Source organism: Ruegeria sp. CL6 (assembly GCF_056536465.1).
On the sequence record NZ_JBQFPR010000002.1, the window covers coordinates 310343 to 329986 of the forward strand.

At 57.7% G+C, this 19644-nt stretch carries 24 protein-coding genes and 1 tRNA gene; 16 read left to right on the top strand and 9 right to left on the bottom strand.

Annotation, left to right across the window (positions count from 1 at the left end):
- Positions 1–142 precede the first annotated feature (142 nt).
- From ACR0LH_RS06485 to ACR0LH_RS06495, 3 genes are all read left to right on the top strand, one after another.
- Entirely contained in the window at positions 143–844 is a 702-nt protein-coding gene (locus tag ACR0LH_RS06485; protein WP_480720687.1) for a glutathione S-transferase family protein, read from the top strand.
- A gap of 1 nt (position 845) precedes the next feature.
- Positions 846–2219 carry an L-serine ammonia-lyase gene (locus ACR0LH_RS06490; protein WP_170410441.1) on the top strand — a complete coding sequence of 458 codons (1374 nt, stop codon included), beginning with the start codon at positions 846–848 and terminating at the stop codon, positions 2217–2219.
- Between the two features lie 69 nt (positions 2220–2288).
- Entirely contained in the window at positions 2289–3203 is a 915-nt protein-coding gene (locus tag ACR0LH_RS06495; RefSeq protein WP_480720174.1) for a DMT family transporter, read from the top strand.
- Here ACR0LH_RS06495 and ACR0LH_RS06500 read toward each other — a convergent pair.
- On the bottom strand, positions 3148–3855 hold the full coding sequence (locus tag ACR0LH_RS06500) for a thiamine diphosphokinase (protein WP_480720176.1): 708 nt from the start codon (positions 3853–3855) through the stop codon (positions 3148–3150). The genes ACR0LH_RS06495 and ACR0LH_RS06500 overlap by 56 nt on opposite strands.
- A gap of 123 nt (positions 3856–3978) precedes the next feature.
- Between ACR0LH_RS06500 and ACR0LH_RS06505 the strand changes: the two genes are divergently transcribed.
- Both ACR0LH_RS06505 and ACR0LH_RS06510 read left to right on the top strand, forming a co-directional pair.
- Positions 3979–5646, top strand: a complete 1668-nt coding sequence (locus ACR0LH_RS06505) for a hypothetical protein (protein ID WP_480720177.1) — start codon at positions 3979–3981, stop codon at positions 5644–5646.
- 185 nt (positions 5647–5831) lie between these two features.
- Positions 5832–6395 carry a GNAT family N-acetyltransferase gene (locus ACR0LH_RS06510; protein ID WP_170482707.1) on the top strand — a complete coding sequence of 188 codons (564 nt, stop codon included), beginning with the start codon at positions 5832–5834 and terminating at the stop codon, positions 6393–6395.
- Between the two features lie 7 nt (positions 6396–6402).
- On the opposite strand, the gene ACR0LH_RS06515 is transcribed toward ACR0LH_RS06510, so the two are convergent.
- The 5 genes from ACR0LH_RS06515 to nthA form a co-directional block, all read right to left on the bottom strand.
- Positions 6403–6645 carry a DUF2842 domain-containing protein gene (locus ACR0LH_RS06515; RefSeq protein ID WP_170410454.1) on the bottom strand — a complete coding sequence of 81 codons (243 nt, stop codon included), beginning with the start codon at positions 6643–6645 and terminating at the stop codon, positions 6403–6405.
- Entirely contained in the window at positions 6645–7940 is a 1296-nt protein-coding gene (locus ACR0LH_RS06520; protein WP_480720178.1) for an adenylosuccinate synthase, read from the bottom strand. Before ACR0LH_RS06520 ends, ACR0LH_RS06515 begins: the two co-directional genes overlap by 1 nt.
- Positions 7941–8153: 213 nt before the next feature.
- Positions 8154–8492, bottom strand: coding sequence for a nitrile hydratase accessory protein (locus ACR0LH_RS06525; protein WP_480720180.1), 339 nt, complete (start codon positions 8490–8492; stop codon positions 8154–8156).
- The gene (gene nthB, locus ACR0LH_RS06530) at positions 8489–9169 is read right to left on the bottom strand and encodes a nitrile hydratase subunit beta (RefSeq protein ID WP_480720182.1); all 681 of its coding nucleotides are present in this window, start codon (positions 9167–9169) and stop codon (positions 8489–8491) included. The genes ACR0LH_RS06525 and nthB overlap by 4 nt, the downstream gene beginning before the upstream one ends.
- Positions 9166–9780: a nitrile hydratase subunit alpha gene (nthA, locus tag ACR0LH_RS06535; protein ID WP_480720183.1), complete on the bottom strand. Its 615-nt coding sequence runs from the start codon at positions 9778–9780 to the stop codon at positions 9166–9168. The genes nthB and nthA overlap by 4 nt, the downstream gene beginning before the upstream one ends.
- A 150-nt stretch (positions 9781–9930) precedes the next feature.
- Between nthA and secG the strand changes: the two genes are divergently transcribed.
- From secG to ACR0LH_RS06585, 10 genes are all read left to right on the top strand, one after another.
- Positions 9931–10296, top strand: a complete 366-nt coding sequence (gene secG / locus ACR0LH_RS06540; protein ID WP_170384177.1) for a preprotein translocase subunit SecG — start codon at positions 9931–9933, stop codon at positions 10294–10296.
- Between the two features lie 160 nt (positions 10297–10456).
- The gene (locus tag ACR0LH_RS06545; RefSeq protein WP_170383637.1) at positions 10457–12100 is read left to right on the top strand and encodes a CTP synthase; all 1644 of its coding nucleotides are present in this window, start codon (positions 10457–10459) and stop codon (positions 12098–12100) included.
- Positions 12101–12203: 103 nt separating this feature from the next.
- Positions 12204–12971 carry an isocitrate lyase/PEP mutase family protein gene (locus tag ACR0LH_RS06550; RefSeq protein WP_480720184.1) on the top strand — a complete coding sequence of 256 codons (768 nt, stop codon included), beginning with the start codon at positions 12204–12206 and terminating at the stop codon, positions 12969–12971.
- 113 nt (positions 12972–13084) lie between these two features.
- Positions 13085–13534: a tellurite resistance TerB family protein gene (locus ACR0LH_RS06555; RefSeq protein WP_170383631.1), complete on the top strand. Its 450-nt coding sequence runs from the start codon at positions 13085–13087 to the stop codon at positions 13532–13534.
- A gap of 20 nt (positions 13535–13554) precedes the next feature.
- On the top strand, positions 13555–13992 hold the full coding sequence (locus ACR0LH_RS06560; protein ID WP_170383629.1) for a tellurite resistance TerB family protein: 438 nt from the start codon (positions 13555–13557) through the stop codon (positions 13990–13992).
- Positions 13989–14741 (top strand): phosphate/phosphite/phosphonate ABC transporter substrate-binding protein, encoded by a 753-nt coding sequence (locus tag ACR0LH_RS06565; RefSeq protein ID WP_480720185.1) that lies wholly within the window; start codon positions 13989–13991, stop codon positions 14739–14741. The genes ACR0LH_RS06560 and ACR0LH_RS06565 overlap by 4 nt, the downstream gene beginning before the upstream one ends.
- A gap of 125 nt (positions 14742–14866) precedes the next feature.
- Positions 14867–15643, top strand: a complete 777-nt coding sequence (locus tag ACR0LH_RS06570; protein ID WP_170383625.1) for an amino acid ABC transporter ATP-binding protein — start codon at positions 14867–14869, stop codon at positions 15641–15643.
- 31 nt (positions 15644–15674) lie between these two features.
- The gene (locus ACR0LH_RS06575; protein WP_170383623.1) at positions 15675–16424 is read left to right on the top strand and encodes a transporter substrate-binding domain-containing protein; all 750 of its coding nucleotides are present in this window, start codon (positions 15675–15677) and stop codon (positions 16422–16424) included.
- 80 nt (positions 16425–16504) lie between these two features.
- Positions 16505–17392 (top strand): ABC transporter permease subunit, encoded by an 888-nt coding sequence (locus tag ACR0LH_RS06580; RefSeq protein ID WP_170383621.1) that lies wholly within the window; start codon positions 16505–16507, stop codon positions 17390–17392.
- Positions 17389–18195: an ABC transporter permease subunit gene (locus ACR0LH_RS06585; RefSeq protein ID WP_170383619.1), complete on the top strand. Its 807-nt coding sequence runs from the start codon at positions 17389–17391 to the stop codon at positions 18193–18195. Before ACR0LH_RS06580 ends, ACR0LH_RS06585 begins: the two co-directional genes overlap by 4 nt.
- Before the next feature lie 106 nt (positions 18196–18301).
- On the opposite strand, the gene ACR0LH_RS06590 is transcribed toward ACR0LH_RS06585, so the two are convergent.
- Both ACR0LH_RS06590 and ACR0LH_RS06595 read right to left on the bottom strand, forming a co-directional pair.
- Positions 18302–18378 (bottom strand) — tRNA-His (locus ACR0LH_RS06590).
- 47 nt (positions 18379–18425) lie between these two features.
- The gene (locus ACR0LH_RS06595; protein ID WP_480720186.1) at positions 18426–18908 is read right to left on the bottom strand and encodes a GNAT family N-acetyltransferase; all 483 of its coding nucleotides are present in this window, start codon (positions 18906–18908) and stop codon (positions 18426–18428) included.
- Between the two features lie 77 nt (positions 18909–18985).
- On the opposite strand from ACR0LH_RS06595, the gene ACR0LH_RS06600 reads away from it, so the two are divergent.
- Positions 18986–19174, top strand: coding sequence for a DUF6324 family protein (locus ACR0LH_RS06600; protein ID WP_170383615.1), 189 nt, complete (start codon positions 18986–18988; stop codon positions 19172–19174).
- A 4-nt stretch (positions 19175–19178) separates the two neighbouring features.
- Here ACR0LH_RS06600 and ACR0LH_RS06605 read toward each other — a convergent pair whose 3' ends face one another.
- Positions 19179–19610 (bottom strand): MmcB family DNA repair protein, encoded by a 432-nt coding sequence (locus ACR0LH_RS06605; protein ID WP_480720188.1) that lies wholly within the window; start codon positions 19608–19610, stop codon positions 19179–19181.
- Positions 19611–19644 lie beyond the last annotated feature (34 nt).

A 19644-nucleotide genomic window follows, 5' to 3' on the forward strand; every position in this document is an offset into this window, starting at 1 on the left:
GGACTTATACGGAATGACCACGGCAACTGCGAGAGCCAATTCACCCATTTGCCGGGCCAACATGTCGCGAAACTACGCGTTTCCGATGGGAAACGTCGCAATCGAGGCTTTGGCGAACGCTGCCGCGGTATACATAGGGTCCATGAAGAACCCCTATCTGCTGCACTATGCCCCTGACAACGCGTCGCTGGTCATTCGGCTGGCGCTGGAAGAAATGGGTCTTCCCTTTGAAACCGTACTTGTGGATCGCCGCCAGTGCGAACAGGACAGCCCAGCGTATCGGGCGCTGAACCCCAATGGCCTCATCCCGGTTCTAGAAACTCCGCAGGGACCGATTTTTGAAACGGCCGCAATCCTGCTTTGGCTGGCAGATACTCACTCTCAGCTTGCACCAGCACTGCAGAGCCCTGATAGGGCCGCTTTTCTCAAGTGGCTGTTTTTCGCATCAAATACGCTGCACGCTGACTTGCGAATTCTTTTCTACGCCGAGAAATACATAGAGGTCTCGCAGACCAAACCCTTGCGCGTCGGAATGCGCCAACGACTGCGCCACCATCTTCAACTTCTGGAAGCTACCGCGAAACAGGCGCCCGACTGGTTGCGGCCAGACAAACCGTCAGTTCTGAGTTACTATCTGGCCTGCCAGATGCGCTGGATGGCCCTTTACCCAATCGATGCCGACCGAAGTTGGTATCACATTGATCATACGCCACATTTGCGCGAGATTCTGTTGCAGCTCGAAACCCGGGACGCAACACGCGCGGCCACCGCAGCCGAGGGGTTGGGGGTGACACCCTTCACCTCTCCGTCCTATGCTAATCCTCCAGAAGGCTCTGCTATCTGATATGTTTCTGTCTGTCTTCGATATGTTCAAAGTGGGCATCGGCCCGTCCTCGTCTCATACCATGGGGCCGATGGTTGCCGCAGCGCGGTTTCTGGACCTGATGCGGGCGTCTCCGTTTGAGTTCTCCGGCCTGCGTGGGTCGCTGCACGGTTCGCTGGCCTTCACAGGTGTGGGGCATGCAACGGACCGCGCGACGATATTAGGGCTGGCTGGGTTCGTTCCCGATACCTACGACCACGAAAAGGCCGAAGCCGCTCTGGTTGCGATCAAAGAGAGTCACAGCGTTACCCCCGAAGGATTGCCGACGCTGCAATTCGATCCCAAAACAGACCTGATCTTTGACTATGAAAACAACCTGCCCGGCCACGCAAACGGTATGGTTCTCATGGCCACGGACGCGCAGGGTGACGTGATTCTGCGACAGGTCTATTACTCGATCGGGGGCGGCTTTGTCCTGACCGAAGAAGAACTGGCCGAGGGTAAAGCCACGGACGAGGGCGCGCCGGTTCCCTTCCCCTTCAAATCAGCGGTCGAGATGCTGGACATGGCAAAAGCCAGCGGCAAAAGCATAGCCGAGATGAAACGCGCCAACGAAATCGCGCGCGGATGTGCGGACAGTTTTGCCAAAGGCTCGGCCCGATTGTGGCAAGTCATGAACGACTGCATCGAGCGCGGCCTGACAACCGACGGCATCCTGCCCGGCGGCTTGAACGTGCGCCGCCGCGCCAAGGGTATCCACGACGCGCTTCAGGCCGAACGGGGCATGAACCTGAATGCTCCGCACACGATCAATGACTGGATGAGCGTCTACGCCATGGCCGTGAACGAGGAAAACGCCGCCGGAGGCCAAGTGGTCACCGCGCCTACAAACGGGGCAGCCGGGGTGCTTCCTGCCGTGTTGCGATACTACCTTGACCACGTACCCGGCGCGTCTGAAACCCACATTGAGGATTTCCTTTTGACCGCCGCCGCCATTGGCGGGCTGGTGAAGTTCAACGCTTCGATCTCAGGGGCCGAGGCCGGATGTCAAGCTGAAGTCGGCAGCGCCTCGGCAATGGCTGCGGCAGGGCTGTGCGCCGTAATGGGCGGCACGCCTGAGCAAGTTGAAAACGCCGCCGAGATTGCGTTGGAGCACCACTTGGGCATGACTTGCGACCCGGTCGCCGGTCTGGTGCAGGTCCCCTGTATCGAACGAAACGGGCTGGGCGCGATCAAGGCCGTGTCTGCGGCGTCGCTGGCGTTGCGTGGGGACGGCCGGCATTTTGTGCCTCTGGATGCGGTGATCGAGACGATGCGTCAGACTGGGCACGACATGCACGAAAAATACAAAGAGACTTCTCTGGGCGGTCTGGCCGTGAACGTTCCAAATTGCTGACCAAGTGCAGGGCCAAGCCGGGGCTCAACCCGCTTTCCCCCTTCGCCCAAAACCCGTAGCGTCGCGGTCATGACACAGGATCGTCCCCTCTTCGGCATCGTCTTGATGCTTGGTTTCTGCGTGCTCGCCCCGCTGGGGGACGCAATGGCCAAGCTGTTGGGTGAGACGACACCGGTCGCGATGCTGGTATTCGTGCGCTTTGCGGTTCAGGCAATGGTGCTTGTCCCTTTGACCGTTGCGACCAATCGCAACTGGCGGCTACGAGGGCGCGTGTTGCGGCTAACGGTCATTCGGACCGTTCTGCACATCATCGGCATCACCGCAATGTTCAGCGCGCTGCAATTCCTGCCATTGGCGGATGCAGTTGCCATTGCATTCGTGATGCCCTTCATCATGCTGCTATTGGGCAAATATGTACTAGGTGAGGACGTCGGCCTGAGACGCCTTGCGGCCTGCATAGTGGGGTTCGCAGGCACTTTGCTTGTTATTCAGCCCAGCTTCGCCCAGGTCGGGGCGGCAGCACTGTTGCCTCTTGTCGTTGCCGTGGTCTTTGCGCTGTTCATGCTGGTCACGCGCCAGATCGCCAAAGAAACCGATCCAATCGCCCTTCAAGCGGTCTCGGGCGTCATGGCAACAGCCATAATGCTGCCCATTCTGCTGTTCGGAACCGCTGCGGACATGCGGGAGCTTTCGTTAATTGTCCCTACCAGCGACAGCCATGTCTTGCTTGTTGCCATTGGGCTGTTGGGCACCGTGGCTCACTTGTTCATGACCTGGTCCTTGCGCTATGCGCCCTCGGCAACGCTGGCGCCAATGCAGTATTTGGAAATTCCGGTGGCAACCCTGTTCGGCTGGATGATTTTTCACGACTTGCCAGACGGTATTGCCGCGATCGGTATTGCGATCACCGTAGCTGCCGGGCTGTATGTCATTCTGCGCGAACGGGCCAGCGCCCGGTCTGCCCCGACAGAAACGCCTGCATGACCTGATCCAAAGCGGCCCGAGGCACCATCACCAGCAACCCCGGACAGTCCAAATGCAGATCAACGCGGGACAAAGCTCGGTTGGATGTGCCGACCAGCCCGTTGGGTTCAAGCACCAGATCGTCGATTGGCCACTCCAGCCCTCGGCTTCTTCCCGTTACACGCTGAAATGGAAACAATGAGACCACGTCTCCGGGTGGTATCTCCAGCGCAATTCGGGGCGGAGCGTGAAACACGACTTCGCGCGCGCCAAGCAGAACACATAGTCGATCCTGCCGCCGAACCAACCCATTAAGCACAGCCAGCTGGTGATCCAGACGCTGACCCAGAAAACCAACCCCGAAGACCAGCGGCGCTTCGATATTGCGCAACGACTTGTCGAAATCCGTGCTGTCTTGTTCACGAATTGGAAACAGACGATCGACAGGAATTTGGTCCTTGTGGCGCGGTTCCAGCGAATCAAAATCACCAATAACCGCGTCCGGAATACGCCCGGCGTCCATCAGCGGGGCGGCCCCTCCGTCGGCGGCCACAACCGTCCTGGCACGAATCAGCGCCAGCTCCAAATCTTCGGGGCCAATTTCGCCCCCTCCGACCAGCGCAATTGGCTCATCAGAGCGCACAATTGGTCTATTTTTACGAAGATTGATCATTTTTCCCGGATTTGGACACATTCAGACCACAAAATGATAGGTTTATAAGCGAAGTTTCGAACCAATAGACATGCCCGGACTTGGGCAGGCTGGTTCAGGTAGTTTGTAGAGGACGTGCGTCTGATGGTACAGAATAACAAGGTTTTGACCGTTTCCTACGGAACCTTCTCATGCACTTTGGAAGGTTTTGACGATTCGTTCGAGACGATGAAGGCGATCGCAGAGTACTTCCGCGACCTTGCGGCAGAGGATCGTTATTTCGGATCAGAACCACCTCAGCCAGACGCCGAGATGCTGGCCCGCATCGCGCAGCGTGACGCTTCCAGACATGTCGAGGCACGCCAGAATGAAACGGGCTTGTTGCTTCGCGCAACCGAAACCGCCGCCGCTCCGGCGACCATGGCACCGGTGAGCCAAACTCCTACCCCGGTCGAAGAACCAGCAATCAGCTCTCAACCTGCACAAAGTCCTGCGACGTTCTTTGAAGATGCAGAACCGGTCGAGGACACATCTGCTCCTGCCGCTGACAGCATCGCGGCCAAGCTGCAACGGATTCGGGACGTTGTCTCACACACCGACGAAAACTCGGTCATCTATGCAGAGGATGAAGAAACAACCCTGATGAAAGAGGCCGCAGGCCCGTCGGACGCTGTTGCCGCGGCGTTTGAAGCAGGTAGCCTGAGCGCAACAGACCTTCAGGAAGAAAAAGAAGCTGACGCACCCGCGCAGCCCGAAAACGAGCCTTTCCAATTCACGGCGCGTGAACCCGTTCTCGAAGACTATGAGACCGACGAAGCGGACGAACTCACGCCTGAAGCCGAGCCTGTGTCGCCGACTGAAGAATACGCCGAAACGGACGAGACGATCGAGCCAGATGCACCCGCCGCATTTGACGATGAAACCGAAGAAGAAACACCTGAACCCGAAGTTCTGTTTTCGGAAGATGACGAAAAAGCGGATGAGGAGATTCTCAACATCCTCAGTGACGATACTGAGAGCGATGAGTCTGCTGAGCTTGAAGAAACCGTCGCCGACACCGAGGAAGGCATCCTAAGCGCTGAGGATGAAGAAAACCTGCTGCACGAGATTTCGGAAGTTGAAGCGTTTCTTGCAAATCGCGCGGCGGAACCTGCGCCCGATTCCGCAACGCCGGACCAAGATGTGACGCGTTTGATGGACAAGGCCGACGTCCAAATGGACGATCCGGCGTCGAATTCGCAGCGGGAAACCTATTCTCACCTTCGCGCAGCAGTCGCCGCGACCCAGGCGGAACGCAAGGACAAGCCCAAAGCAGACGACGCCGAAAACGAATATCGCAATCTGACCTCGGCGGTCAGCCCTCGACGCCCTGAGATTCAGGTGACCAGCATGCGTCCTCAGTCTGACGCCCTGGCCCCTCTCAAGCTGGTTGCCGAGCAGCGGATCGACAATCAGGACGAGGACGCAGGACCGGTGACACCGCGCCGTGTTCAGACCGAAGCCGAGAACCAGTTGGGCGAAGAAGGTGGCTTTGCAATGTTCGCGCAAGAGCAAGGCGCACAATCCCTGCCCGAACTTCTGGAAGCCGCAGCTGCGTATCTGTCGTTCATCGAAGGTCAGGAACAGTTTTCGCGCCCACAATTGATGAACAAGATTCGGTCGCTCAAGCAGGACGACTTCAACCGCGAGGAAAGCCTTCGTTCGTTCGGCCAGTTGCTGCGCGACGGTAAAATCGAAAAAGCCGGTGGCGGTCGGTTCGCGGCGTCCACTCAGATCGGCTACCGCCCCGATGACGAACGCGCCGCTGGCTAATTGCTACTGACCTCTGACACAAAGGGTCGGCGCAATGCGTCGGCCCTATTTTTGTGCGCTTTGCGATTTGGTACGACTGCGGCACATCGGAGCGACACACTAACTATGCTGCGCCGCAGAAAAGTGATACGATTGCCCTGTTTACGAATTGGATTGCAATAGTTCATTCAAACAGGAGTCGTGCCATGTATGAACTCCCGATACGACGACTTAGAATCTACGACAAACCGAAAATATTAAGTCACTACAGGAACTTGGATACAGAAGCCCTGGCCTCGCGTTTTGGCATGCCGGTCAATGCGGATTTCGTCCAAACATATCTTGCCGGAATGTTTGACTACCCTTCGCTGATCTACGGAGCATTTCCAGATTCCTGCCTTCGCGGGGTTGGCGAGCTTCGGACTGTGCCGGACAGCCCAAAAAACGTTGCAGAAGTAGCATTTACAGTCGAAACGCCGTGGCAGGATCGCGGGATCGGAGACGCCTTGCTGTCTCGAATCATAGCGGCGGCCCGAAACCGGGGGATTCGCGAGGTCCATATGCTTTGCTTGGCCACGAACCAGAAAATGCGCCGCCTCGCGACCAAGCACCATGCAGAACTCAAACTCATCACTGGACAGGTCGAGGCAACCCTGACGACCCCGTGGCCTTCACCTTTCAGCCTGGCCGAGGAAATTTCAGGCGAGTATCACGCCTTTGCGCGCGCGATCCTCACCTGGCCGCAGCTTGATGCCGGAAACAGACGGTGAAAAACGCCTAGTCCGAGGATTGATTGGGGTCCTCTTTGCCCACGCCTCTGAAAACGAATTTGAAAGGCAAGGCCCACAAAACGCCCAGAACCACATAAACCAGAAGTTCCAACCAGATCGGTGGACGGTCGAGCCAGTTCACGACCGTCACAACCGCCACGATGTAAGCAGGCAGCCCGACCAACAGCAATACCAGCGACCAGCGCCGACGGGCTTTGTAGCTAAGGCCGGGCTTCTTTTCGTCGGCCATCAGTCGGCGAATGGGTCGGTCACCAGAATGGTGTCGTCCCGCTCCGGGCTGGTGGACAAGAGTGCGACGGGACACTCGATCAGTTCTTCTACCCGACGCACGTATTTGATCGCATTCGCCGGCAGGTCTGCCCAGCTCCGCGCGCCTTCCGTGGATTCGCTCCACCCCGGCATCTCTTCATAGATGGGAGTGCAACGCGCCTGCTGATCAGCCGCGGTTGGAAGGTAATCCAAACGCTCGCCGTCCAACTCGTACCCAGTGCAGATTTTGAGTGTTTCAAACCCGTCCAATACGTCGAGCTTGGTCAGCGAGATCCCGTTTACACCACTGGTCGCACAAGTTTGGCGTACAAGGCAGGCGTCAAACCACCCACAACGCCGCTTGCGGCCGGTGGTCGTGCCAAACTCATGGCCGCGCTCTCCAAGGCGCTGACCGTCAGCGTCGTCCAACTCCGTCGGGAACGGACCTTCACCAACCCGAGTCGTATACGCTTTGACAATCCCCAAAACGAAATCGATTGAACCCGGCCCGATGCCGACACCTGTGGCCGCCTGCCCCGCGATAACGTTAGAGGACGTCACAAACGGATAGGTTCCAAAGTCGATATCCAAGAGGGCACCCTGAGCCCCCTCAAACAGGATTCTCTTACCTGCCTTGCGCTTTTCGTTCAGCACCTTCCAGACGGGTGCGGCGAAGGGTAGGATTTCAGACGCGATTTCCTTCAGCTCCGCAATCAATGCGTCGCGATCGACAGGCGCGATGCCCAGCCCTTTGCGCAACGGGTCATGGTGCTGCAACGCGCGATCCACCCGAGCTTCCAACGTGGCTTCATCCGCAAGATCGGCGACACGCACAGACCGGCGCCCCACTTTGTCCTCGTATGCTGGACCAATGCCGCGACCGGTCGTTCCGATCTTCGTTCCCTTACTGGCCGCTTCCTCGCGTGCGCGGTCAAGCTCACCATGGATCGGCAAAATCAACGGCGTGTTTTCGGCAATCATCAGTGTTTCAGGAGTAATCTCGACGCCCTGCGCCCGGACTGTTCCAATTTCTTTGATCAGGTGCCAAGGATCGAGAACAACGCCGTTTCCAATGACACTCAACTTACCGCCCCGTACAACGCCCGAGGGAAGCGCGTGCAGTTTATACACTTCGCCATCAATGACCAACGTATGGCCGGCATTGTGCCCACCTTGAAAACGCGCGATCACATCTGCTCGCTCGCTGAGCCAGTCGACGATCTTGCCTTTTCCTTCGTCACCCCATTGGGCGCCGACAACAACCACATTGGCCATATCCGGTCCTTTAGCGCTGATTTATCAAACTCGGCTCGTATAACGATGTGACAGCCGCAGGGAAACCGGTAATTCGCCGCAGTTCAGAACCGCGCTACGCGCGGTGCCTCCGGCGGGGATATTTACGAGCCAGATGAAGTTCGGATCCCTTGTTCATCTGGCTGAAAATATCCCGGGGGAGTCGCCCGGAACGGGCGGCGGGGGCAGCGCCCCCTACGGCAGACCAGACAATACCACCGGCTGCCCGTGGGGTGTAGTCAAATAGGCTTCTCTCCAAGCAGCACTTATGTTCGCGAGTTCCCCGGACTGAGTGGCACCCTGCTCAGCCAGAAACTGTTCCAACGTATCCAGCCAAGCGCGGAAGTAGTCGTCCCCACCGTTCAGTTCCCGGTCTAATCTGTAGCGCTGTAGAGTTGCAGAAAACCGCGCGGCCCAGTCGGACCAACCCAATCGTCCAGCCTCGTTCAATGCGACTGTCACAGCAAATATCTGAGCATGCCAGGGTTCGTCAAAAACTGGCTGTGGTGCTGATTGGTTATCGCTGTGGCTCATGTGGGCTCCAGGTAGCTTTGCCAAAGGTCAAGAATGACCTCATCCCGCGGGTTTTCCGGGTTAGTCCATAGCTCGGACGCCAGAAAGACCACTGCGAATAGAGGCTCCGGCGCTTCTCCGAGGCCATGCGCGTTGGAGTCTGGAAATACGTGCGTGCCGTGCAAACGCAGAATCCGCCCCTCTGCCCCAGCCGCATAGCTCGGCAGCCTCGTGTGCCCGCCATCAACAAGTCGGTTCGCGCTAGGACGAACAGTTCGGACGCTTTGTCCCACTGCAAATTTCACCGGCACACCCGAGGCACGGTCTGCTGGGCCGCCTCTGGACAATGCGCCAGTGACAGCATTTGCTTGCAACATGCGCGACCTCAGCGGATGCAAGTCTTGTGGTGCGTCCCTACCGGCTAAGTCATCCACAGTCAGGACGCCCCGTTCAACCAGCAGATCGGCCAGCGCAGATATCCACTTTTCGTAGTAGGAAAACCGAGCGTAATCTTTGGGTGAAAGTCTTTCACGCGCGTGCCGGGAGATGTCTATATTCCATTGCCCCAAGAAACCTGCGGCCAGAGTGAGAGCCAAAGCGCGCCCGTGCCATTCTTGGGCAAAGACGGGGGCGTCTTCCCCATCGGGCAACACGGGACCGTCTCCAAACCGCCCGCCCATGTCGTGCGCGCGTGTCATGAGGGAACCCTGGGCAGTCCAGTGCCGATCATACTGTCTCGTGTCACCAGAGCGGCCAGTTCGCCCTCGTCCAGCCCTTCCGATCCGACAGGTCGCATAGGCAATACAAGGTAGCGAATCTCGGCAGTCGAATCCCAAACACGCACAGCCGTTCCACTTGGCAGCGCAACGCCAAACTCTGCCAGTACCTTTCGAGGCTCGCGAACCGCCCGGGCGCGATAGGCGTCGGATTTATACCAGCCGGGCGGAATACCAAGCAGCGGCCACGGATAGCAACTGCACAACGTGCAAACGACCATGTTGTGCTGCTCGGGCGTATTTTCGACCACGACGATGTGCTCGCCCTGACGCCCATAGAAACCAAGCTCGGCGACGACTGGCGTTGCGTCCTCTAGCAACGCTCGCTTAAATTCTGGATCGGTCCAAGCCTTCGCAACGACCCGTGCGCCGTTTTTTGGTCCTATCTTGTTTTGATAGGTGTCGATGATTTCATCCAACGCCGCCGGATCGATCAGTCCCTTGCGGGTCAGAATCGTTTCCAGAGCCTTGACCCGCAGAGCGGGTTCAGGCGGCAGCAAGGCGTGCGGGTGGCCGTGATCATCGTGTGGCATGGCGGAAGGTTGCGCCACCATCTGCCAATCTGTCCAGCCCCTTTGGTGTGATCTGCCACATCAAGGCGTGTGATGAGAACTCGTGACTTGCCCCCGGAACCAAACTTGCATAAGTACCTCGCGATACACGTCACGCTGTACAGGACCACTATGGAAAACGTCGTTCTCATCATCCATCTTCTTCTGGCTCTGGGCCTGATCGCCGTTGTTCTGATGCAGCGATCCGAAGGAGGTGGCCTCGGCATGGGTGGCGGCGGTGGCGGCGCCGTGAGTGGTCGCGCTGCGGCGACTGCGTTGGGTAAGGTCACATGGATTCTGGCCGCTTGCTTTATCGTCACGTCGATCACGCTGACTATTCTGGCGGCGCAGAAATCATCGGGAAGTTCGGTAATCGATCGTCTGGGTGTTCCGGCTCCGGCAGCGACCGAAGAAAGCGAAACAACGGTTCCCGAAGCGGATGATCTGCTGCCTCCGGCACAGGGCGACAACGCGCCGCTGATCCCGCAAGCCGACTGATCTACCAAACCTAGAAACCTGAAAGAGGACTGCAACAGCATCTTGCGGTTCTCTTGCGCTTTTGGCGCGAATCCTTTATACGTGAAGTCCCGTGATGCAGCGGTTTTTCGGAACCGCCGGGCAGCTTATTTTGACGTCTCACGGGAGCAGCCGAAAAACTATGGCGCGATTTATTTTCATCACTGGTGGTGTGGTTTCGTCCTTGGGCAAAGGACTGGCTTCGGCGGCTTTGGGCGCGCTGTTGCAGGCTCGGGGCTACTCGGTCCGGCTGCGCAAGCTGGACCCTTATCTGAACGTCGACCCCGGCACCATGTCGCCTTTTGAACATGGCGAAGTGTTCGTCACCGATGACGGGGCCGAGACCGATCTGGACCTTGGACACTACGAACGGTTTACAGGCGTGGCCGCGCGCAAGACCGACTCGGTCAGCTCGGGGCGGATCTATTCCAACGTGTTGGAAAAAGAGCGCCGTGGCGATTACCTCGGCAAAACCATTCAGGTGATCCCGCACGTCACCAACGAGATCAAGGACTTCATCGCCATTGGCGAGGATGAGGTCGATTTCATGCTGTGTGAGATCGGCGGCACCGTAGGTGACATCGAAGGTCTGCCCTTCTTTGAAGCCATCCGTCAGTTCAGCCAGGATAAACCGCGTGGCCAGTGTATCTTTATGCACCTGACGCTGCTGCCCTACATCAAGGCGTCCGGTGAGTTGAAAACCAAGCCGACCCAGCACTCGGTCAAGGAACTGCGCTCGATTGGTCTGGCCCCCGATATTCTGGTCTGCCGGTCAGAAGGTCCGATCCCAAAGAAAGAACGCGAGAAGCTGGCCCTGTTCTGCAACGTGCGCCCTGACAGCGTTATCGCGGCGCAGGACCTCAGCACGATCTACGATGCGCCGCTGGCGTATCACAAAGAAGGTCTGGATCAGGCCGTTCTGGACGCCTTCCAGATCAGCCCTGCCCCGAAACCTGATCTGACGAAATGGGAAGACGTCAGCGACCGCATCCATAACGCCGAGGGCGAGGTGAAGGTCGCTATCGTCGGTAAATACACTCAGTTGGAAGATGCCTATAAGTCGATTGCCGAGGCTCTGACCCATGGCGGCATGGCCAACCGCGTCAAGGTCAAGGTCGAGTGGGTTGACGCCGAGGTGTTCGACACCGAAGACGCCGCGCCGCATCTGGAAGGCTTCCATGCCATCCTCGTCCCCGGCGGGTTCGGCGAGCGCGGCACGGAAGGCAAGATCAAAGCCGCGCAATACGCGCGAGAGCATAAGGTTCCCTATCTGGGTATCTGCCTTGGCATGCAGATGGCCGTTATCGAAGCGGCCCGGAACGCGGCTGGCATCAAAGAGGCGGGCTCCGAAGAATTCGACCACGAAGCAGGCAAAAAGCGTTTTGAACCCGTGGTTTATCACCTGAAGGAATGGGTTCAGGGCAACCACAAGGTGGAACGCAAGGTCGGTGATGACAAAGGCGGCACCATGCGACTGGGCGCTTATGATGCGGTTCTGGCCGATGGCTCGAAAGTGGCCGAGGTTTACGGCGGCACCAACATCGAAGAGCGTCACCGCCACCGCTATGAGGTCGACATCAAATACCGCGAACAGTTGGAAAAGGCCGGGCTGAAATTCTCGGGCATGTCCCCTGACGGACGTCTGCCGGAAATCGTGGAATGGTCGGATCACCCGTGGTTCATCGGAGTGCAGTACCATCCGGAACTGAAATCGAAACCTTTCGATCCTCACCCCCTATTCCGTGATTTTGTGCGGGCCGCCAAAGACACCTCTCGTCTGGTCTGACATTCCTAACACTTCTGCGATTTAGCGGTCGGTGCGAAAAAACCTGTACGCACCGACCGTTTGCGCATTTAACTGTCCTCACCACGGCGACAGGAGGATGGTCATGGCAGATCAGGTCACGCGCGCAGAGACATTTGCAGCCCTGCACAAAAAGGGCGATCCGGTTGTACTCTATAACATCTGGGACGCTGGCAGTGCCGCTGCCGTAAGCGATGCTGGCGCCAAGGCTATTGCCACCGGAAGCGCGCCGGTTGCCATGGCGCAAGGTTACGCGGACGGGCAGAATATCCCCTTTGAATTGGCGCTGGAAAATGCGCGCAGGATCGTCGGCGCGGTGGACGTACCGGTAACAATGGACATCGAAGGAGCTTATGCCGAGGATACCGTGGGGATCGTCGTCAATACTCAGCGCGCGTTGGAAACCGGCGTTGTCGGCTTTAACTTCGAGGATCAAATCGTTGGTACGAATAAACTTTATGACATTGAAACGCAAGCCGCGCGGGTCGGGGCCATGCGCGAGGGCTGCGACGCGTCAGGTATCCCTGCTTTCATCAATGCCCGCACAGACATATTCCTAAAGGCCCATCCGAACACACATGACAGGGCCATGTTGGACGAGGCGATGGCCCGCGCCGCGGCTTATGCAGACGCCGGTGCAAGCGGCTTTTTCGCCCCCGGCCTAAAGGATGAAGCTATGATTTCAGAATTGGTGGACTCAACCGATCTGCCGCTCAATATCATTGCGTTACCCGGAACTCCGGACAAGTCTACCCTCGCTTCTCTGGGTGTGGCGCGTATCAGCTATGGTCCGGTTCCTTACAGAAATATGCTGGCGTGGCTGCAGGAAAAAGCTAAAGAGGCTCTGAGCTAAGATAACCGAATGAGGCAATTGGCCGATCCGCCGCAGGCGGACTTTTGACGATTTACGCCTATGACGTGTTGTCCACGCTTGGCGGTCTACAAAATATGGAATAACCTCGCACCATGTTGAAAAAGTTCTTTCAGGCTTTTCGCCCGCCGCAGCATGACAACCTTCCCGACCCGGACGCTGAACTGGCTTTGGGCGCGCTTATGGTCCGCGTTGCGCAGGCAGATCGCGATTACAAACTGGAAGAAATCAGCCTGATCGACCGTATTCTAGCCCGCCTCTACCAGCACAACGCTATTGAGGCAGCCAAAGTTCGCGCCACTTGCGAAAAGCTGCACGCAGCGGCGCCCGAAACGGATACGTTCGGAAAACTGATCCGGGAAACCACTGACCTTCACGAACGCCTTGCTGCTCTTGACGCTCTTTGGGAGGTTGTGCTGGCCGACGGAAATTCGGATGAAGGTGAGATGAAAATCGTCGAAGAAGCTCGCATCGCAATGGGCCTGAGCTTCAAGGACAGTCAGACAGCGCGCGATCGGGTCCAAAGGCGCTTGGAAGAAACTTAGGCGGCCTCTATATCTTGCGCATGTTTAGTGATTTCCTGTCCCGGCTGACACAGCCACAGCCCGACCCGCTTGCCGATGATGATGCTCGTCTGGCCTTGACCGCCCTGCTGGTGCGCATTGCCAGGTCCGATAATGATTATGCCGACAGCGAGATGTCGCGAATCGACCGTATCTCTGCCGAGCGTTATGGGCTGTCGCCGTTTGAAGCTGCCGCGCTACGCGCCCGCGCCGAAGACCTTGAGGCCGAAGCCCCGGACACGGTTCGATTTACACGCGCGATCAAGGAAGCCGTTGCATATGACGACCGTCTGGCGGTGGTTCAGGCGCTGTGGTCGGTTGCACTGGCCGACGGGCACCGCACGGGCGAGGAAGATTCCCTGCTTCGTTTGGTGGTGAGCTTGCTAGGGGTCAGCGATGTCGACTCGGCCCGGGCGCGGCAAAAGGCGGCCAAATCGTGATAGCCATGCTGGGCATGTACGACATGCCCGCGCTGCGATCCGCAAATGATCGCTTTTGGTCATTGATTCGCGAAAACCTGGGTTTTGGCCCCTCTCACCTTACCCGAGACGAAGATGTCTGGGACGTGTGGCAAAGTCCCGACCTGCTATTCGCGCAAACCTGTGGAATGCCCTACCGCACGCGACTGCACGGCGAGGTCAAGCTGGTTGGAACGCCGGATTACGGTTTGGACGGGTGCCCCCCGGGATATTATCGTTCGATCTTTGTTGCCCGGCGGGACGATCCACGCGGTCTGGACCAGCTTGTAAGCGGCACATTTGCCTTCAATGAGCCTTTGTCCCAATCGGGCTGGGCTGCTCCGATGGTTCACCTGACCTGCAACAGTCGATTGCCCGCGCAAGTTTTACAGACCGGAGGCCACGCGGTATCGGCCCAGTATGTTGCCGAAGGGCGCGCAGATTTCGCCTGTCTGGACGCTGTTACGTGGGAACTGCTCAAAGAGCACACCGACATTGGGTCAACCCTGCGCGATGTTGCAGCGACGTCTGCGACACCGGCCTTGCCATACATAACGGCTGCGACACAGGATCCGCTGGCCATCGCGAAGGCCGTTCGCGCCGCGATACGTGCACTTACCGACCAGGACCGAGATTTGCTGCATTTGCGGGGGCTGATTTCGATCCCTGCCACCGATTATCTGGCAGTTCCCAATCCTGTGCTCGCGGCCTCTGAACTGCTCAATAGCTGACCGATTTGGCAACAACCTCTGGTCAATTTGGCGGTTTCTGACCCGGAACGCGTCATTTGCGCATTGCATTGCTCTGAAAATTAAGCCCTAGTACCGCACCGACACCAATAACACTCAGGGCTCCCGTGACAGATTCCACTCCGGTCATCGAGATCAAAAACCTACACAAGAGTTTCGGCAATCTTGAGGTGCTGAAAGGGGTGGATATTACGGCCAGACGCGGCGATGTCGTGTCCTTGATCGGCTCGTCCGGATCAGGCAAGTCCACCCTTCTGCGCTGCTGCAACCTGTTGGAGGACAGCCAACAGGGGGAAATCCTGTTCAAAGGTGAACCGGTGCGATGGGCGGGTAATCTGCATCACCGCCGCCCCGCCGATGCCAAGCAGGTCCTGCGTATCCGCACCAACCTGTCGATGGTGTTCCAGCAGTTCAACCTTTGGGCCCACATGACGATTCTGCAAAACGTGATGGAGGCCCCCATCACCGTTTTGGGGCGCGACAAGGCCGAAGTCGAAGACAGTGCTCGAAAGTACCTGGAAAAAGTAGGCATTGGCGACAAGTGTGATTCCTACCCTGCCCAGCTATCGGGCGGCCAGCAGCAGCGCGCAGCCATAGCCCGCGCGCTTTGCATGGAACCCGAAGCCCTGCTGTTCGACGAACCGACTTCGGCGCTGGACCCCGAACTTGAACAAGAGGTGATCAAGGTCATCAAGGACCTTGCCGCCGAGGGCCGGACCATGATCATTGTCACCCATGACATGAAAATGGCAGCCGATATTTCAAGCCACGTTGTTTTCCTTCACCAGGGCCTCATAGAAGAAGAAGGCTTGCCGGAAGACATCTTCACGACCCCTGAATCCGCACGGCTTCAGGGCTTTCTCTCCGCCACCAAGGCGGCATAATTTCAGGACAGAACCAACTGGGGAGATACCAATGAAAAACCTGATTCTGACCACAGCAGCACTGGCGCTGACCGCGGGCATCGCGATGGCTGACACCGTCCGCATGGGAACCGAGGGCGCCTACCCTCCGTATAACTTCATCAACGATGCCGGCGAAATCGACGGGTTCGAGCGTGAAGTAGGTGATGAGCTGTGCAAACGCGCCAATCTTGAGTGCGAGTGGGTCAAGAACGATTGGGATTCGATCATCCCGAACCTGGTCTCGGGCAACTACGACACCATCATCGCGGGCATGTCGATCACGGATGAGCGCGACGAGGTTATCGACTTTACCCAGAACTACTTTCCGCCCACCGCATCGGCTTACGTAGCGGCCTCGGACGGTGTTGATCTGGACAGCGGTATCGTGGCGGCGCAAACCGCGACCATTCAGGCTGGTCACATTGCCGAAAGCGGTGCAACCCTAGTCGAGTTCGCGACTCCCGAAGAAACCATCGCTGCCGTCCGCAATGGCGAGGCCGATGCCGTGTTCGCCGACAAAGACTATCTGGCACCGCTGGTTGAGGAATCGGCTGGCGAACTGATCTTCGTCGGACCTGACGTTCCGCTGGGCGGTGGCGTTGGCATGGGTCTGCGCGAAAGCGACGCCGAGCTGCGCGGCAAGTTCGATGCGGCCATCACCTCGATGAAAGAGGATGGCAGCCTGAACGAACTGCTGGTCAAATGGTTCGGCGAAGGCGTTCCGACCTATGGTGCTGACGGTTCGATCGTAACCAACTAAGCCTTTTTGACACCGGTTCGGCGCTTTGCGCGCCGGACCACCCCGGTTTTGGACCGGGCCAGACGTTTGAAAGACGCCTAATGTTCTCCTACTGCGCTGATCCCGATACGCTCGGCACATTCCGATGGTTTTCCTGCTATCTGACCAACGGCGTGCATTGGTCTTTCTACCTGTCATTTGTCAAAGTGCTGGCTCTGCTGGCGGTGACAGCCCCCGTAGCGCTGGGCTTCGGCTTCGCTGGCGCAATGGCCGCGCGATCGCATTTCCTGCCGCTCAGTTGGCTGGGAAAGGGGTATATCGCTATCGTGCGCGGCGTGCCGGACATCGCATTCTTTCTTTTCTTCGTGATCGCGCTTGATCAGGCGTTCGAGTGGACCAGACATCAGGTTTTGTGCCCGGATTGGTCAGAACCGGTAAGACAGGGCAACGATTTCCTCGTCTGTCAGGCTGCCAAACTGCCGCTGGGCAGCGCGCCCGAATGGGTGCATGAGACCTACGGGTTTTTCCTCGCCGTCATCACGTTCTCGATCGTGTTCGGGGCTTTTGCGGCCAACGTCTTGTTCGGTGGGATGCGGGCCGTGCCGCACGCCCAGTTGGAAACAGCCGCAGCTTACGGCCTGACCCCTCGCCAGACCTTTTGGCGCATCCTGGTGCCCCAGATGTGGGTCTACGCCCTGCCCGGCCTCTCAAACCTCTGGATGGTTCTGATCAAGGCGACGCCACTGCTGTTCTTGCTTGGCATCGAAGACATCGTCTATTGGGCGCGCGAACTTGGAGGCACCAAGACGTCGCGGTTCACCGATTACCCGCATGGCGACTGGCGCATGTGGTACTTCCTGTTCTTGCTGATCTTCTACCTTGGCATGACCCGGATTTCAGAGATCGGGCTTGAGAAACTGATGCGTCGCCTGTCTCACGGCCAAGCCACCTCTGGCGGAGAGCTGCTGCGCAAGGAGACGACCGCATGAGCTGCTTGCAAACCATTCAGGACTACGGCCTGCGCTCGATCGGAATTGGTGAACGCTTGCTTCCCAAGACCGACTTTACGCTGTGCGAGCATTTCACCCTGATCGGCTCGGGGATGATCTGGAATATCTATTTCGGGATTGTGGCTCTGACCACCGGCTTCTTTCTGGCAACAGCCGTGGCACTGGGTAAAGCGTCACCGAACAAATGGTTTCGCAAACCCTCGGAATGGTTCATCTTTATCTTCCGCGGCTCGCCCTTGTTCATCCAATTCTTCTTTGCGTACTTCCTATTCCTGTCGCTGAAGAAATCCTACCCGATGTTCGATGCGTTCACCTCGGCTTGGCTCGGGGCGCTGATCGTGCTGTTCCTGAACACTGCAGCCTATTCAGGCGAGATTTTCTACGGTGCCCTGCGATCCATTCCCAAAGGCGACATAGAAGCCGCCGATGCCTATGGCATGTCTGGCTGGTCCCGATTCCGCCGTATCATTTGGCCCACCATGCTGCGGCTCGCGTGGCCTGCCTACACGAACGAGGCGATCTTCCTGTTTCAGTCTACAACGCTGGTCTTTTTCTCAGCGTTCCCGGCCTGGCAACAACGGGGCGACGCCCTGTATTACGCCAGCTATTTTGCAGACAAGACCTTTAACCCGTTCGTCCCCTACCCGATTCTGGCCTTTTACTTCATTCTGCTGACGCTGGTGATCGTCTGGGGGTTCAGCCTGGTCAACAAACGACTGAACCGCCACCTGCCAACAGCACAAAAAGCCAAGCTGAGGTTCCGTTTGAACCTCGCCCGCTGACCCACCTGCGTTAGAAAACAACCAATGACGGGTTTGCAAAAGCAGGCCCGTTTTTCGTTCCGACACGGAATTTCAATACATTGCGCGGGGATATATTAGGAAGAAGTGGTACCGCCTCCCTGGCTTGAACAGGGGACCTCTGGATCCACAATCCAGCGCTCTAACCAACTGAGCTAAGGCGGCACTCGTGAGGGGCGATGTACCGAACGCGCCCGGGGATTGCAAGAGGATTAAAGCCGAATTTTCCAGCTTTGTTCGACAAGATCGACACCGAAGGAATAGACCGGTTTGCTGTCCATCAATTGCCAGCCTGTCGCCTTGTAAAGCGCACAGGCGGCGCGATGGCTTTCGTGCGTCCACAGTGACACATGGCTGAATCCAACGGTGCGCGCGTGGTCCATACATGTGTGCAACAGGCGTTTGCCCAGCCCCATTCCCCGCGCCTCGGGCACGAGGAAGAACAGGCGTAGTTTTGCGGTGTTCTCGTCCAGTTTGACGCAGAAAATGCTGCCTAAAGGCTGACCTTCTTGTTCGGCGATCCAACCACGCTCGACCTCGGGATCATGGGTCGCCACGAAATCCTCAAGGATCAGTTGAACCAGCCGCGCAAAGGACTTGTCGAACCCTTCATCGCGCTCGTAAAGGATTCCGTGCTGTTCAACCAACCACGGCACATCCGACGCGCGAAAGGGTCTGATCTGTGCATTGCTCATGCCGTATCTGACCGCATCAGCGTCTTGATTCTCAACCCTTTGCGCGATAGCACGAATGCTCATCCCCGGAGGCGCAAATGGGCATCAATACCGAACGAGACATTCAGGCCAACCTGCAGATCGGCCCGACCGACCAAGGCATGGTGCGCCTGTTCATCGAAGCCGACGGTCTGGAAATCCCGATGGATTTTGACCCGGAAGAAGCCGAAGAGATTGCGGATGAAATCCGTGCGGCTGCTCAGGCCGCGCGCGCGGTAAAAGACTGATCCCTCACAGCCTCGGGTCGCGCAGAGTGCGCAACCTGCGGGCAGCATCGGTTGCGAATTTCTGAATCATTTTCTTACGGCGCGCCGGGGCAATCTTGTCCTCGGGTGCCATGCGCACAATCTCGGCGTCATAGGCATCCGCGATAATCAAACCGGTTTCCGCTGGAAGCAGCTCGGTCGGAAAATCGGTGTCCACGGCCCAGAAAAACCGGTCGCACCATTCCAGATAACCCTGCCATTTGGAATCCGACTGATAATCCGCCCTGCTGGACTTGCACTCAATCACCCACAGTTCGCCCTTGGGCCCCAATCCCATGACATCGACCCGCAGTCCGCGCGACGGCACGAATTCCTCGACAGACACAAACCCATGCGCGCTGAGATGACGCGCAACGCCGCGCGCAAGTCTTTGTCCGGGCTGTAGGTCCAATGTCATTTGCCAAATGTGAACAATTAGCGAACAAAAATCA

Excerpts from the sequence above, each read along its gene's own strand:
- ACR0LH_RS06505 (WP_480720177.1), top strand. The coding sequence starts at position 3,979 with ATGGTACAGAATAACAAGGTTTTGACCGTTTCCTACGGAACCTTCTCA.
- ACR0LH_RS06600 (WP_170383615.1), top strand. The coding sequence starts at position 18,986 with ATGGGCATCAATACCGAACGAGACATTCAGGCCAACCTGCAGATCGGC.
- ACR0LH_RS06595 (WP_480720186.1), bottom strand. The coding sequence starts at position 18,908 with ATGAGCAATGCACAGATCAGACCCTTTCGCGCGTCGGATGTGCCGTGG.
- ACR0LH_RS06490 (WP_170410441.1), top strand. The coding sequence starts at position 846 with ATGTTTCTGTCTGTCTTCGATATGTTCAAAGTGGGCATCGGCCCGTCC.
- ACR0LH_RS06555 (WP_170383631.1), top strand. The coding sequence starts at position 13,085 with ATGTTGAAAAAGTTCTTTCAGGCTTTTCGCCCGCCGCAGCATGACAAC.
- ACR0LH_RS06485 (WP_480720687.1), top strand. The coding sequence starts at position 143 with ATGAAGAACCCCTATCTGCTGCACTATGCCCCTGACAACGCGTCGCTG.
- ACR0LH_RS06520 (WP_480720178.1), bottom strand. The coding sequence starts at position 7,940 with ATGGCCAATGTGGTTGTTGTCGGCGCCCAATGGGGTGACGAAGGAAAA.
- ACR0LH_RS06550 (WP_480720184.1), top strand. The coding sequence starts at position 12,204 with ATGGCAGATCAGGTCACGCGCGCAGAGACATTTGCAGCCCTGCACAAA.
- ACR0LH_RS06545 (WP_170383637.1), top strand. The coding sequence starts at position 10,457 with ATGGCGCGATTTATTTTCATCACTGGTGGTGTGGTTTCGTCCTTGGGC.
- ACR0LH_RS06500 (WP_480720176.1), bottom strand. The coding sequence starts at position 3,855 with ATGATCAATCTTCGTAAAAATAGACCAATTGTGCGCTCTGATGAGCCA.
- ACR0LH_RS06605 (WP_480720188.1), bottom strand. The coding sequence starts at position 19,610 with ATGACATTGGACCTACAGCCCGGACAAAGACTTGCGCGCGGCGTTGCG.
- ACR0LH_RS06510 (WP_170482707.1), top strand. The coding sequence starts at position 5,832 with ATGTATGAACTCCCGATACGACGACTTAGAATCTACGACAAACCGAAA.
- ACR0LH_RS06575 (WP_170383623.1), top strand. The coding sequence starts at position 15,675 with ATGAAAAACCTGATTCTGACCACAGCAGCACTGGCGCTGACCGCGGGC.
- nthB (WP_480720182.1), bottom strand. The coding sequence starts at position 9,169 with ATGACACGCGCGCACGACATGGGCGGGCGGTTTGGAGACGGTCCCGTG.
- nthA (WP_480720183.1), bottom strand. The coding sequence starts at position 9,780 with ATGCCACACGATGATCACGGCCACCCGCACGCCTTGCTGCCGCCTGAA.
- ACR0LH_RS06585 (WP_170383619.1), top strand. The coding sequence starts at position 17,389 with ATGAGCTGCTTGCAAACCATTCAGGACTACGGCCTGCGCTCGATCGGA.
- ACR0LH_RS06560 (WP_170383629.1), top strand. The coding sequence starts at position 13,555 with ATGTTTAGTGATTTCCTGTCCCGGCTGACACAGCCACAGCCCGACCCG.
- secG (WP_170384177.1), top strand. The coding sequence starts at position 9,931 with ATGGAAAACGTCGTTCTCATCATCCATCTTCTTCTGGCTCTGGGCCTG.
- ACR0LH_RS06525 (WP_480720180.1), bottom strand. The coding sequence starts at position 8,492 with ATGAGCCACAGCGATAACCAATCAGCACCACAGCCAGTTTTTGACGAA.
- ACR0LH_RS06495 (WP_480720174.1), top strand. The coding sequence starts at position 2,289 with ATGACACAGGATCGTCCCCTCTTCGGCATCGTCTTGATGCTTGGTTTC.
- ACR0LH_RS06580 (WP_170383621.1), top strand. The coding sequence starts at position 16,505 with ATGTTCTCCTACTGCGCTGATCCCGATACGCTCGGCACATTCCGATGG.
- ACR0LH_RS06515 (WP_170410454.1), bottom strand. The coding sequence starts at position 6,645 with ATGGCCGACGAAAAGAAGCCCGGCCTTAGCTACAAAGCCCGTCGGCGC.